Below are 14,631 nucleotides of genomic sequence, written 5' to 3' on the forward strand. Positions count from 1 at the left end.
CAACAACATATTCAGAACCAAATGAGAGGAGTAAATAATAATGACAAATCAAAAATTATTCAATGTAGCTGTAGTTGGATCAACCGGTGCAGTAGGTGAACAGATCATTAAATTACTAGAAGAGAGAAACTTCCCTATTAATGAACTGAAATTGCTTTCATCTGCTAGATCTGCTGGAAATAAGATAGAATTTAAACATAAAGAAATAACAATAGAAGAGGCCACTCCAAATAGTTTTGAAAATGTTGATATTGCTTTGTTTAGTGCTGGTGGAAGCGTTAGTAAAGAACTTATTCCTCACGCAGTTGAAAGTGGGGCAATATGTATTGATAATACTAGTGCATTTCGAATGGATCCAGACACCCCGCTTATTGTACCAGAGGTAAATATTGATCAGCTAAATGAACATAAAGGCGTGATAGCGAATCCAAACTGTTCAACAATCCAAATGGTAGCGGCATTGAAACCATTATACGATCGTTATGGATTTTCTAGAATTATTACTTCTACTTATCAAGCTGTGTCCGGATCTGGCAGAAGCGCCATTGACGAAACATTGAAACAATCTAAGGATATAATTGAAGGTAACGAGGTGCAGCCTGATATTTTACCTGTTGGAGGCTTACCTGTTAAACATCAAATCGCATTTAATGCTATTCCTCAAATCGATAAATTTGTAGATAACGGGTTTACCTTTGAAGAAATGAAGATGATGAATGAAACGAAAAAAATTATGGGAGACGAATCACTAGAAATTACTGTAACTTGTGTTAGAATACCAGTCATTTATGGTCATTCTGAGTCCGTATATGTTGAGTTGAATTCAGATTTTGATATTGCAGAAGTGAGAACGATATTATCTGAAGCTCCGGGCATCGTTGTAGTTGATCAACCTGAAGAACAGAAATATCCACTTGCAACGGATTGCGCAGGAGAACTTGATGTTTTTGTTGGACGTATTCGTAAGGATTTAGCGAATCCTAGAGGTTTGAATATGTGGATTGTATCCGACAACTTATTAAAGGGTGCAGCTTGGAATGCGGTTCAAATCGCAGAATATATTGCAAAACAATCATAAAAATGAAACTATATTGGTCAATTTTGATATCTCATCATTTATGGGAACCTTTTATACTAGGGAATAGGTAAAAAGGTTTATAGTACTCTTTGCTAAGGCTCCTTAGATCGTATTCGAGGAGGAATGAAAAAGAGTGAGTATACTAGTTCAGAAGTTTGGCGGTACATCTTTGTCTAATGAATTTGCAAGATCACACGTGATAAAACATATTAAAAGAGCAGTTGAGCAAAAATATAAGCTTGTTGTTATTGTTTCGGCTATGGGCAGGAAAGGTGAGCCCTATGCAACAGACACCTTGTTAGATTTAATCAAAAAAAACGGGAATCAACTTCCACCGAAAGAAACAGATTTGTTATTAGGCTGTGGTGAAATTATCTCTGCCTCCATCATTTGTAGCTTATTAAATGATCATTCTATTTCTTCGGAGGTATTAACAGGTGCTCAAGCTGGGATATTAACGAATAATCATCATAATAAAGCATTAATTAAATCAATCCAGCCCAAACGGATCTTACAGCTGCTGGATCAGAACAAGGTAATCATCATAACAGGTTTTCAAGGCTGCAACGAAGCGGGTGATCTGACAACACTAGGCCGTGGAGGAAGTGACACATCTGCAACAGCAGTTGCATCAGCATTAAATGCTGAGATGGTTGACATTTTCACAGATGTTGATGGGATTCTAACAGCTGATCCAAGGATAGTGGAAGATGCGAAACCATTGAAAAAAGTATCTTATATTGAAATATGCAATATGGCTCAATATGGAGCTAAAGTTGTTCATCCAAGAGCTGTGGAAATAGCAATGCATTCAAATATACCACTTAGAGTGAGGTCTACTTTCTCAGAGGATGAAGGGACATTGGTTACAAATACGGAAACACTTCATGAAGAAAGCGTTGTACATGATCGATTAGTTACTGGAATAACCCATGTACCTCATGTTTCACAAATTCATATTACAGCAAGCCAAGGGCAATACGATTTACAATTAAAGGTTTTTAAAGCGATGGCACATCATCAAATAAGTGTGGATTTAATTAATGTAACTCCCTCAGGAGTCATGTATACTGTGTTTGATCATGAAATTGAAAAAGCGATATCAATATTGCGTGATTTAGGCTATGATCCGTTCTATCAATCCAAATGTGCTAAGGTATCGGTTATTGGTGGAGGAATTAATGGTGTTCCTGGAATCATGGCTAAAATTGTTGAGGCACTTACAGAAACGGATATTCAAATTTTACAATCAGCAGATTCAAATACTACGATTTGGGTACTAGTACATGCAGAATATGTGAAGAAAGCACTAAAATCTCTTCATAAAAAGTTCAACCTGCATAAATAGTATTATGATTTCCACTAAAAAGTAGCTTTTATGTGGCAAAGTACTTATAATAATCTTATGTTAATTACACAAATGTTTTTATAAAGGAGGAATGAAAGTGGATTTTGGAAGAATGATGACCGCAATGGTCACTCCTTTTGATCATAATCAGCACATAGATTGGGAACAAACAGAAAAACTCGTTGATTTTTTAATTGAAGAGCAGAGGAATGACTGCTTAGTAGTTTGTGGTACAACCGGAGAATCACCGACACTATCAGATGACGAAATGATGGAGTTATTCCGTAAAACAGTTCAATTTGCAAATGGACGTTGTAAAATCATTGCAGGGACAGGTAGCAATAATACATTTCATGCCATGAAAATGACCAAAGAGGCTGAAAAAACAGGTGTTGACGGTGTGCTATTAGTAGCGCCATATTATAGTCGACCTAATCAACAGGGATTATATGAACATTTTAAAACGATTGCAGAGTCTACAAATTTACCCATAATGATCTACAACATCCCTAAAAGATCAGGAGTAACAATTGAAGCTGAAACGATCATTCAATTATCGGAGATTTCAAATATTGTTGCTACTAAGGAAGCCCATAATGATCTTGATTTGATATCTCAAGTGATTGCAAAGACAGATGATGATTTTAAAGTATATAGCGGAGATGATGGTTTAACTCTACCTATGCTATCTATTGGTGCATATGGAGTAGTTAGTGTAGCAGGGCATATCATTGGGAAAGAAATTAAAGCTATGTTGTCTGCATATGTGAATGGGGAAATTAAAAAAGCAACTCAACTACATCATAAATGTCATGCCATATTTACAGGTTTGTTTTTATGCCCTAGTCCATCATTGACAAAATACGCCTTAGGATTATTGGATATGGATGTAGGAGGTATGCGTTTACCTATTACTGAAGCATCAGATGATGCTAAACAAATCATAAAAGATTTAATTGAAAAAAAATAATAAATTGAATTTACTGCAAAATCGTCTCCAATGTAAATGAGATGTGTTTATTGGAGATTTTTTTGTGGTTTAAATTTGTCTTGCGAGTTAAATATAACCTGCAATGATTAGATTGTATTTTTTTATTTTTATTGATTTTGAGAGCATTCAATAAAGCTAGACTGTACTTTTCCGGGTTATTTAAATTTTTTGGGAAACACTATACATAACGAGTTGACTTGAATAACATGCTTTCAATGTTGTATAATTATAGTAAGTGACTGGGTACGGTTATTTTTGGTTTTTGTTTTATTTAAATCGTCGTCAATTTGAAAATAATAGGAGGGACATTTTTTGTCTAAAAAAAATAATAAAATCACCATCTTTGCTCTTGGCGGCGCGGGTGAAATTGGTAAAAATATGTATGTTGTTCAATATGGTAATGATATTGTAGTAGTTGATTCTGGTTTGAAATTTCCTGAGGAAGATATGCTCGGCATTGATATTGTTATTCCTGATACGACTTATTTAAAGGAAAATATTGATTTAGTTAGAGGTATTATTCTTACACATGGACATGAAGATCATATCGGTGGACTGCCATATGTTTTGAAAGAACTGAATGTTCCAATTTATGGAACGAAATTGACTTTAGGATTAGTTGAAAATAAATTGCGCGAAGCGAATTTATTGGGTGCCACAAAAAGAATTCTAATCAATGCTGATTCTGAAATTACTTTAGGTAGTATGACTGCAACTTTCTTTAAAACAAATCATAGTATTCCAGACTCTGTTGGTGTCTGCTTAGACACCCCTGAAGGAGTAATTGTCCATACTGGTGACTTTAAATTTGATCATACCCCAGTAAATGATCAATATGCTGATTTGCATAGAATGGCTGAAATAGGTAACAAAGGTGTATTGGCTTTATTATCTGACAGTACAAATGCTGAACGACCTGGATATACAGGATCTGAAAAAAATGTTGGTGCTGAGTTGGAAAGAGCCTTCAGAGAAGCAAGTCAAAGAATCGTTGTAGCAACTTTTGCTTCTAACATTCATCGAATTCAACAAGTCATTGATGCTGCGGCAAAAACCAACCGATATTTGACAGTAATAGGTCGAAGTATGGTTAACGTTGTAGGTATTGCTTCAGAATTAGGTTATCTAATCGTTCCTGAAGGAATGCTGATCGAACCAGATGAAGTGAACAAATTAGCTGCTGATCGAGTTGTTATTTTATCAACCGGTAGTCAAGGCGAACCTATGTCAGCTCTGACACGTATGGCAAGATCAACTCATCGTAAAATAGATATATTACCTGGAGATACAGTCATTATTGCTGCTACACCAATCCCAGGAAATGAAAAACTTGTTGGAAGAACAGTAGATGAACTATTTAGACTTGGTGCAAATGTGATATATGGACCAGGAAGCACTTCTGGAGTTCATGTTTCAGGACATGGTAGCCAAGAGGAACTTAAACTCATGCTTAATTTGATGAGACCTAAATATTTTATTCCTATACATGGTGAATACCGTATGCTTAGACAGCACGGTAAATTAGCTGAATCCGTCGGTATTGAAGCAGAAAATATTTTTATTGTTGACAATGGAGATATAGTTGAAATTCAAAATGGAGCAGCAAGAAAAGCTTCTAAAGTACCTGCTGGAAATGTATTAATTGACGGATTAGGTGTAGGTGATGTAGGGAATATTGTACTTAGAGATCGAAAGCTCCTTTCTCAAGATGGAATTCTTGTGATTGTAGTCACTTTAAGTAAACAAGAGGGTAAGATCTTATCTGGACCAGATATCATTTCAAGAGGGTTCGTATATGTTCGAGAATCTGAAGGATTGCTTGATGAGGCGAATAAAATTGTTTCAGCAACTTTAAATAAATTAATGAGTGAAAATGTAAATGAATGGGCATCACTTAAAACACATGTTAAAGAAGCACTTGGACGATTTTTATATGAACAAACCAAAAGAAGACCGATGATTTTACCAATCATTATGGAAGTATAAATAAAAGAAATAGGACTTTTTTAGGATAAAACCTAAAGAAGTCTTTTTTTTCTCACATACTGGTGTAGAATTTCGTATAAATTTCTCTGCCTAACTCATACTATGAAGGATTCATTTAACGATGGAAGGAATGATATCATGAACAATAATCAAAAAGCAAGTGAAGTTGAGCCTCAAACAAATGATCAAAACAATAAAAATCCAACTGTAGAGAATATCCAACAACTAGGGCAAAATTCAACACTTCAAGCTGAATCAAATATATTTTGTATGACGATTATCGGTCAAGTTGAGGGACATATGGTACTTCCACCTCAAAATAAGACTACAAAATATGAGCACATTATTCCACAATTAGTTGCGGCAGAACAAAACGCAAAGGTTGAAGGTATTTTAATCATATTAAATACAGTTGGAGGAGATGTAGAAGCTGGCTTAGCGATTGCAGAAATGATCTCTACGATGTCAAAGCCGACTGTAACTATTGTGTTAGGTGGTGGGCATAGTATTGGTGTGCCAATCGCAGTTTCATCTGATTATTCCATTATCGCTGAAACGGCAACAATGACTATTCATCCGATTCGTTTAAACGGCTTAGTCATTGGTGTTCCTCAAACATTTGAATACTTAGATAAAATGCAAGAAAGAGTCGTTAAGTTTGTTACAGAACACTCAAATATTACAGAAGAAAAATTTAAAGAATTAATGTTCAAAACGGGTGAATTAACTAGAGATATAGGAACGAACGTTATTGGTTCCGATGCAGTAAAATATGGACTAATTGATACGGTTGGAGGATTATCTGAAGCAACAATGGAATTAAACAAAAAAATTGATGAATATAGACAAACAAAAAATGGAGGCATGGTTCAATGATTATGTATTCCATAGTTCCTCTAGATGATATCATTGAGGGAATTGAAAATAATGAACCTAGTCAAGAAATAGAATTAGATGGAGTTATTATGCAAGTTCAACCTATGAATTCTTATCAAGCTAGGATTGTTCGTTTAATTAGTCCCAATCCTCAGGATTATTTAAATCCAGCTTATTCTCCAGGTCAAACCATCTATTTTCATCCTCACATTGAAACATAATAGTTGAACAAGTCTTGAACACCTTTAGGAATAATGTGGTATAATTATATTTCTGGAGGTGTTCTTTTTGGCAAGAAAAAGAAAGAAGAAAAAATCAGTTAAAGTCAGCATGAAGTTTGAAATCTATGGAATTCTTATCATCATACTCTCCATAATATCCCTTGCAGGAAAAGAGTTGATTTCTGGGATCGGTGCTGTTGGACATGCATTTAGTTACATTTTTTATTTTTTATTTGGGACACTTTATTATATTCTCCCACTAATATTAATATATATTGGATTATATGTGATGATTAAGCGAGAATGGCCTTTGTCTTGGTCTTACAAGAAAACTGGAATTACGCTTATCATATTTGGTTTGCTCATATTTTTTCATATGGATTTACTTTCAAAGATGGAACCACAAGGTAATTACACAAGTTTAGACATATTGACAATTCCTTATCAAAATATGCTCGATCATTTATTGGATTCAAAAAGTGACGAGGCATTTATCAGTACTTTAGGGGGTGGCATGATTGGTGCTGTTTTATACGCAATGCTTCATTTTTTATTTGATGATCTCGGTTCACAGCTAATCATGATTACGTTCTTTATTATAGGAATAATGTGCTTAACTGGAATGTCATTTGTAGACGTTGCAAAAAATATAAAAACAAAAACCGCTAAAGTGAAACTGCCTTTTAAGCTTAAATTTAAAAATTTTTTTACCTTGTTTAAAGATTATAAAAATGCGAAATCGAATCGTCGATCATCTAAATATGAAGAGGATGAATTTGATGATAGTGATGATTTAGAAGAAAATTTTGTAGAAGAGTCTTTTCATGAAGCAACTATAGAAGACAAAAATGATTCTGACATAGCTACATTAGACCAACCGCCTTTTGAAAATGATAGTGGTGTTCAAATTAATATTGGCTCTAAGTCAAAAACTTTTGAAGTGAAAGAAAAAGTACCGACTCATGAAACACAGAAAGAAGAATTAGAACATCATTCTGATCAGGATGCTATGAATGAAAGTTTTCAGGTAACTTCAAGTCCAGCCAATACTAGTGAAGTTCAAGAGATATCCATAAAAACGGAATATTCTGATACATATCATTTACCTCCCATTAAGATATTGTCAAGCAAGATTAATGGTGGTGGAAAAAGCAGAAAAAGAAATCAGTATAGAACAAATGAAAAAAAGCTCGAAGCAACATTGGAGAGCTTTGGTGTAAGTGCGCGTGTAATAGATGTAGTTCCAGGACCTACAGTTACTAGATATGAAGTGCAGCCAGATATTGGTGTAAAAGTAAGTAGAATTGTTAGTCTTACAGATGATATTGCACTAGCTTTAGCTGCTAAAGACATTCGTATGGAAGCTCCAATTCCAGGGAAATCTGCAATTGGAATTGAGGTACCTAATTCAGAGGTTTCAGTAGTTACTTTAAAAGAAGTCATGGAGAGTTCCATTTTTTTAGAATCAAATGCAAGATTATCGATTTCATTAGGAAAAGATATTTCCGGGCAGCCTATTATAGCTGACCTTGCTAAAATGCCCCATTTATTGGTTGCTGGAGCAACAGGGTCAGGAAAGTCTGTTTGTGTGAATGGAATCATCACAAGCATATTATTTAAAGCAAAGCCTAATGAAGTAAAATTTCTTATGATTGACCCTAAAAAAGTAGAATTAAACGTATATAATGGAATCCCTCATCTGTTGGCGCCAGTTGTTACAGATCCAAGAAGAGCTTCTTTAGCACTTAGAAAAATTGTGAGTGAGATGGAAAATAGATATGAGTTGTTTTCAACTACAGGGACTCGGAATATAGAAGGGTATAATGAATATTTGAAACAAACACAAAGTGGAGAGCCATTGCCGTATATTGTTGTCATCGTTGATGAATTAGCAGATTTAATGATGGTTGCTGCGAATGATGTTGAAGATGCAATATGTAGATTGGCACAAATGGCAAGAGCAGCTGGCATCCATTTGATTATAGCAACACAGAGACCGTCAGTAAACGTAATAACAGGAGTTATTAAGGCGAACATACCTTCGCGTATTGCTTTTGGAGTATCCTCTCAAGTGGATTCTAGAACAATATTGGATTCAGTAGGGGCAGAGAAATTATTAGGACGAGGAGATATGTTGTTTCTACCAGTTGGTTTGTCTAAACCTATTCGAATTCAAGGTGCATTTCTCTCAGATCAAGAGGTTGAAACCGTAGTGAATTATGTTAAAAATCAGAGAAAGGCTGAATATAATGAAGATATAGTGCCTGAAGTGAATGATCAGGAAGAGGAAGAAACTGAGCCTAAAGATGAATTGTTTGATCAAGCTGTTCAAATCATTATTGAAGCAAAGCAAGCTTCCGTATCCTTATTGCAAAGAAAAATGAGAATAGGGTATACCAGAGCTGCTAGATTGATTGACTCTATGGAAGCAAAAGGTTATGTGGGACCATATGAAGGAAGCAAACCAAGAGAAGTGATGATTACAGCTGAACAATTAAATCAAAATCAGATGAGTTCATAAACGAATAGTTACTTTCAACTTTTCTCATAATAAGAAAAAGTATTCCACAATGGAAGTGAGAGAGGTTTGAAATATGCTGAATAAACGTTTGATACTCATCACCTTTTGTTTAATTATAGGTCTAATCACGACCTTTCAATTCAATTCCAATTTTGAAACAGAACAAACTTTTAGTGAAGCTACAGTGAAATATGGGTCTACTGGAAGTGATGTAAGAGAATTGCAAGGAAGACTTAAGCATTTAGGCTTTTATAATGGAAAGATTGATGGTGTTTTTGGAAGCAACACTAAGAAGTCAGTAACATGGTTTCAATGGGAATTTGGATTGGCTTCTGATGGCGTAGTTGGACCCAAAACAAAGCTTAAGCTTTGGGAAGCAACAAAAGCTTGGAAGCCTGAAGAAGATATACAAAACAATGTTACATATACGAATCATTCGGGTTACTCAACAAATGATTTAAACCTAATGGCCAATGCAGTTCATGGAGAAGCAAGAGGAGAACCATATATCGGTCAAGTCGCTGTTGCTGCCGTTATTTTGAATCGTATAGAATCTGAGAAATTCCCAAATACAATTTCAGGTGTGATTTTTCAACCGCTGGCATTTACTGCAGTTGCTGACGGGCAAATATGGCTTACACCAAATGAAGAATCTAAAAAAGCAGTAATGGATGCAATTAATGGATGGGATCCTACAGGAGGTTGTATATATTACTTCAATCCAGATACAGCTACCTCAGCTTGGATTTGGTCCAGACCTCAGGTGAAAAAAATAGGTCAGCATATATTTGCTAAATAAAATTGATTTTAATACAAATTAGCTTGTTCAATGAATTTTTATCACGTTTAGTTGAGCAAGCTATTTTTTAAAGTTTAATAAATCAAGAGAAGTTTTACAGAACACCATATTATGGTATACAATTTAAAGTCACTGAATAAATTGACAACAATCATAAATTAAAGGGGGAGTTAAGCTTGAGCAAGCCATTATTTGAGAGAACAAAGGTGAATCAAATCAGACTTCACGTTTTGCCTACCAAACGCTTTAAAACGTATGCCATTTCAGTTTATTTAGGTAGTCCATTATCTGAATCTACTGTTACGCCTTTTGGTTTAATTCCTTTTGTTTTAAGAAGAGGGTCTATGAAATACCCTGATACTAAACAGTTCCGAGAAAAATTAGATGACATGTATGGTGCAGGTTTTGGATTTGATGTCGTTAAAAGAGGAGATCATCAAATTATTAAATTTCAGATGGATGTCATTAATGATCATTTTGTAAATGAAAAAGAATCACTATTAAAACAATCGATGCAATTTTTAGGTAGCACCATCACAAATCCATATATTGAAAACGATGCATTCAGTAAAACATATGTGAGTGCAGAGAAGAATACGGTTCAAAAACGAATTGAAGGACTTATTAACGATAAAATTAGGTATGCTGCTGAAAGGTGTATACAAGAAATGTGTAAAAATGAACCGTATCGTTTATATGCTTTAGGTCAAATTTCTGATCTTCAGAAGATTACCTCTTCAACTTTATATGAAGAGTATAAACGATGGCTGCGCGATGCTGTTATTGATATCTATGTAGTTGGAGATACCTCATTAAATGAGGTGCAATCATTGATTGAACAATATTTTCCAATCCATAACAAACAGCAAACAGAGTATGAAGCAAAAGAAAGGTATATTAACTCATCACAGAAGCAAATCAAATCAGTGGTTGAAGAACTAGATGTAACTCAAGGTAAACTGAATATGGGGCTTAGAGCAAACGTTACTTATTCCGATACTGAGTATCCAACAGCGCTAATGTACAATGGAATTTTAGGTTCTTTTCCACACTCTAAATTGTTTGTAAATGTTAGAGAAAAGGAAAGTTTGGCATATTATTCCTCATCTAGATTTGAAGGGCATAAAGGAATAATTACCATTCATTCAGGTATTGAGATTAATAATTACGATAAAGCTGTTGAAATTATAAAAAAACAAATTGATGATCTAAGAAATGGCGTCATCAATGACATAGAATTAACACATACAAAAGCTATGATTTCTAATCAGCTTCAAGAAATTCAGGATTCTGCTTTTGAAATGATTGGATTCGACTTTAATAATATATTGTCAGGAAAAGAAAGAACAAGTGAAGAATTAATACAAGAAATAAATGAAGTGAATGTGCAAGCGATTTCAGCTTTTGCTGAAAAAGTTGATCTTGAAACGATTTATTTTTTAAGGGATAAGAAAGGGGAATCTTAAAATGAAAACTCTACCTTATGAAAAGCTGAATGAAACGATCTTTTTTAATCAACTTGATAACGGTTTAAAAGTTTTTATTTTACCAAAACCCGGGTTTAAAAAAACATTTGCAACTTTTTCTACCAATTATGGATCTGTGGATAATCATTTTCAAGTTGAAGGAAAAGAAAAAGTAAAAGTGCCAGATGGAATTGCACATTTTTTGGAACATAAAATGTTTGAAGAGCCGAGTGGAGATGTTTTTTCACAATTTTCATCACAGGGTGCTTCAGCGAATGCATTTACAAGCTTTGACCGTACAGTGTATTTGTTTTCAGCTACTGAACAGATTGATAATAATATTGAAACTCTGCTGAATTTTGTTCAAAACCCCTATTTTACTGCTGAAAGCGTGGAAAAGGAGAAAGGAATCATTGGACAAGAAATTAATATGTATCGGGATAATCCCGACTGGCGTTGTTATTTTGGTTTAATTGATGCGATGTATCACACTCATCCAGTACATATTGATATAGCAGGCACAATCGAATCTATTTCAAGAATAACAAAAGAGCAGCTGCTTGAGTGTTATTATACTTTTTATCATCCAAGCAACATGAATTTGTTTATAGTTGGTGGTGTTGAGCCTGAGCACATTATGCAAGTAATTACACAAAATCAAAATAGTAAGAAATATGAAAAACAAGGTGATATTGAACGTTATTTTGATAACGAACCAGCATCAGTAAAAGAAGCTAAAAAAATAACAATACTGCCTGTTTCTTTGCCAAAATGTTTGTTTGGTTTTAAGGAATCAGAATTGGAAACTGAACCAACTGGATTGTTGCAGAGAGAATGTGAAATGAAAATATTGATGGATATATTGTTTGGTTCTAGTTCTGGAATATACCAAAAATTATATGATGAAAAATTGATTACAGATCAGTTTTCACATGAGTATAATGGGCAATATGATTATGCATTTTCCATCATCGGTGGAGAAACAAGAGATCCAAAAACGCTGCTAAAAAGAGTTCGGGAAGAAATTGAGCATGTTATGAACCAAGGAATTAACGTGGTGGATTTTGAGAGAAGTAGAAAAAAGAAAATCGGCAGTTTTTTAAGGATGTTGAATTCACCTGAATCCATCGCAAGTGAATTTACAAGGTATCAATTTAAAAATATTGATATGTTTGATATTTTAAAGACTTATGAAAATATAAAACTTGAAAAAATTAACAATCGATTGCAAGCTCATTTTGATTGGGATAAAATGTCTGTTTCAATTGTTCAGAGTGAGGAGAGTAAATGAAATCATTATCGGAGATGACAGTGCTTATCACAGGTGGAAGCAGAGGTATTGGGGCTGCGATTGCAAAGCGGTTTTCAGAAATAGGGATTAATATTGTGATTCATTATTTAAATTCCCATGAATCAGCAAATGAAATTGCTCGCACATGTATTTCCAATGGTTCAAAAACAATAACAATTGCTGCTGACCTAAAATCAAATCAACAAATAGAGAGAATGAAGGAAAAGTTGGACTATCATGGTATGCAGCCTGATATATTAGTAAACAATGCAGGAGTTTCCCACTATGGTTTATTAACAGATGTAAATGAAAGCGACTGGGACGATGTTATTAATGTAAATTTAAAAGGGATGTTTTTAAGTACAAAAGCTTTTTTGCCTAATATGATCAATCAAAAATTTGGAAGAATCATTAACATTTCCTCCATCTGGGGTATTAGTGGTGCATCTTACGAAGTGCTGTACTCGACAACAAAAGGTGGAATGAATGCATTTACAAAATCATTGGCTAAAGAGTTAGCCCCATCTAACATTACAGTAAATGCAGTTGCACCAGGTGCTGTTGAAACAGATATGCTTGATAATTTAAATGATGAGGACAAAACCATCCTGCAAAATGAAATTCCTGCTGGAAGATTTGCTCAACCTGATGAAATCGCATCTTTGGTCTATTTTTTAGCCTTGCCTGAATCAAGTTATATTACGGGTCAAATCATTAGTCCGAACGGAGGTTGGTTGACGTAGTGCATTCTTGCTCAAAATGTTTTGAGCAACCTCTCCTTCGCATATTTCTTCTTACCTTTGTAAATATTATAACTGTTGATACAAATTCAACAAGGAGGAGGGATGGATATGTCAACCGTATTAGAAACATTTGACAAATGGAAACATTTTCTTGCTGATAGGGTAGAACAAGCTAAAAAAGCAGGAATGGGAGAAGATACGATTTCTAAACTTGCTTTTCAAATTGGTGAATTCCTCGACGACAAAGTGGACCCCAAAAATCCTGAAGAAAGATTGTTAAAGGAATTATGGGATGTTGGTAATGAAGAAGAAAGAAAAACGATGTCAAAGTTGATGGTAAAATTGGTAGAAAATACAACATAAATGAAATCCCCCACTTGGGGGATTTTTTAATGGAAAAGCACCCTTTTTTTTGATAAAATAAAAAATGTAAGGAGATAAATCACCAAAGTATCTAACAACATTCATAATTTGTTCATAGTTTTATAATTGACAGGCAGGTGTATTTTTTTGGAATATAAAAAATGGTATATGGAATATAAAATACATAGAAATCGACCAGGATTATTAGGTGATATTGCCTCAATAATGGGAATGTTAAATTTTAACATATTAACTATTAATGGAGTAGAAGATTCTAACCGAGGCATGTTATTAGAAACCAATGACGAGAATAAAATTGTAACGTTAAGAAATCTGATGGAAAATATTGATAATATTACATTAACTGCTTTGCGTCCACCTAAACTGGTAGATATTCTTGCTGTTAGACATGGCCGATTCATTGAACGTGATGATTCGGAAGATCTTAAAACTTTTCGTTTTACGCGGGACGAATTAGGATTGCTTGTGGATTTCTTAGGAGAGATTTTTAAGAGAGATGGCAATCAAATTATTGGATTAAGAGGGATGCCTAGAATCGGTAAAACGGAATCCATTATTGCAGGCAGTGTATGTTCTAAAAAAAGATGGATCTTTTTATCTTCTACTTTGTTAAGGCAAACTGTTCGAAGTCAATTGTTGGAGGACGAATTAAATCCAAATAATATATTTATTATTGATGGAATTGTGAGTACAATCCGTTCAAATGAGATGCATTACCATCTATTGCAGGAAGTAATGAGAATGCCATCAACCAAGGTGATTGAACATCCTGACATTTTTGTAAGAGAATCACAGTTTGATTATGATGACTTTAATTTCATTATTGAATTAAGAAATCATCCTGATGAAGAAATCGTAGTTGAGAATTTTACGAATCCTTTGAGTGACTTTTAGCTTTAAGTGCGAGTTTAACAAAATTTTAATAGG

General features: G+C 34.3%; 13 protein-coding genes. All 13 read left to right on the plus strand.

The window, feature by feature from the left end:
* Nucleotides 1–40: 40 nt before the first annotated feature.
* The 13 genes from Q5Y73_RS05220 (at nucleotide 41) to Q5Y73_RS05280 (ending at nucleotide 14,598) form a co-directional block, all read left to right on the plus strand.
* A complete protein-coding gene (locus Q5Y73_RS05220) occupies nucleotides 41–1,078 on the plus strand; it encodes an aspartate-semialdehyde dehydrogenase (protein ID WP_305990761.1) in 1,038 nt (345 codons plus the stop codon).
* A 133-nt stretch (nucleotides 1,079–1,211) separates the two neighbouring features.
* Nucleotides 1,212–2,426, plus strand: a complete 1,215-nt coding sequence (gene dapG, locus Q5Y73_RS05225) for an aspartate kinase (RefSeq protein WP_305990762.1) — start codon at nucleotides 1,212–1,214, stop codon at nucleotides 2,424–2,426.
* Between the two features lie 91 nt (nucleotides 2,427–2,517).
* Nucleotides 2,518–3,396 (plus strand): 4-hydroxy-tetrahydrodipicolinate synthase, encoded by an 879-nt coding sequence (gene dapA / locus Q5Y73_RS05230; RefSeq protein WP_371320146.1) that lies wholly within the window; start codon nucleotides 2,518–2,520, stop codon nucleotides 3,394–3,396.
* Nucleotides 3,397–3,729: 333 nt separating this feature from the next.
* Nucleotides 3,730–5,403: a ribonuclease J gene (locus tag Q5Y73_RS05235; protein ID WP_305990764.1), complete on the plus strand. Its 1,674-nt coding sequence runs from the start codon at nucleotides 3,730–3,732 to the stop codon at nucleotides 5,401–5,403.
* Between the two features lie 138 nt (nucleotides 5,404–5,541).
* A complete protein-coding gene (locus Q5Y73_RS05240; RefSeq protein WP_305990765.1) occupies nucleotides 5,542–6,279 on the plus strand; it encodes a ClpP family protease in 738 nt (245 codons plus the stop codon).
* A complete protein-coding gene (locus Q5Y73_RS05245) occupies nucleotides 6,276–6,500 on the plus strand; it encodes a YlzJ-like family protein (protein ID WP_305990766.1) in 225 nt (74 codons plus the stop codon). The genes Q5Y73_RS05240 and Q5Y73_RS05245 overlap by 4 nt, the downstream gene beginning before the upstream one ends.
* Before the next feature lie 67 nt (nucleotides 6,501–6,567).
* Nucleotides 6,568–9,021: an FtsK/SpoIIIE family DNA translocase gene (locus tag Q5Y73_RS05250; RefSeq protein WP_305990767.1), complete on the plus strand. Its 2,454-nt coding sequence runs from the start codon at nucleotides 6,568–6,570 to the stop codon at nucleotides 9,019–9,021.
* Nucleotides 9,022–9,097: 76 nt separating this feature from the next.
* A complete protein-coding gene (gene sleB, locus Q5Y73_RS05255; protein WP_305990880.1) occupies nucleotides 9,098–9,820 on the plus strand; it encodes a spore cortex-lytic enzyme in 723 nt (240 codons plus the stop codon).
* A 176-nt stretch (nucleotides 9,821–9,996) separates the two neighbouring features.
* Nucleotides 9,997–11,286 carry an EF-P 5-aminopentanol modification-associated protein YfmF gene (gene yfmF / locus Q5Y73_RS05260; protein WP_305990768.1) on the plus strand — a complete coding sequence of 430 codons (1,290 nt, stop codon included), beginning with the start codon at nucleotides 9,997–9,999 and terminating at the stop codon, nucleotides 11,284–11,286.
* A 1-nt stretch (nucleotide 11,287) separates the two neighbouring features.
* Nucleotides 11,288–12,577, plus strand: a complete 1,290-nt coding sequence (gene yfmH, locus Q5Y73_RS05265) for an EF-P 5-aminopentanol modification-associated protein YfmH (protein WP_305990769.1) — start codon at nucleotides 11,288–11,290, stop codon at nucleotides 12,575–12,577.
* Nucleotides 12,574–13,320 carry an elongation factor P 5-aminopentanone reductase gene (ymfI, locus tag Q5Y73_RS05270; protein ID WP_305990770.1) on the plus strand — a complete coding sequence of 249 codons (747 nt, stop codon included), beginning with the start codon at nucleotides 12,574–12,576 and terminating at the stop codon, nucleotides 13,318–13,320. Before yfmH ends, ymfI begins: the two co-directional genes overlap by 4 nt.
* 108 nt (nucleotides 13,321–13,428) lie before the next feature.
* Nucleotides 13,429–13,683 carry a DUF3243 domain-containing protein gene (locus Q5Y73_RS05275; protein WP_305990771.1) on the plus strand — a complete coding sequence of 85 codons (255 nt, stop codon included), beginning with the start codon at nucleotides 13,429–13,431 and terminating at the stop codon, nucleotides 13,681–13,683.
* A gap of 147 nt (nucleotides 13,684–13,830) precedes the next feature.
* Nucleotides 13,831–14,598, plus strand: a complete 768-nt coding sequence (locus Q5Y73_RS05280; protein WP_305990772.1) for a DUF3388 domain-containing protein — start codon at nucleotides 13,831–13,833, stop codon at nucleotides 14,596–14,598.
* Nucleotides 14,599–14,631: the final 33 nt, after the last annotated feature.

This window comes from Chengkuizengella axinellae (assembly GCF_030730905.1).
Lineage (GTDB): Bacteria > Bacillota > Bacilli > Paenibacillales > KCTC-33759 > Chengkuizengella > Chengkuizengella axinellae.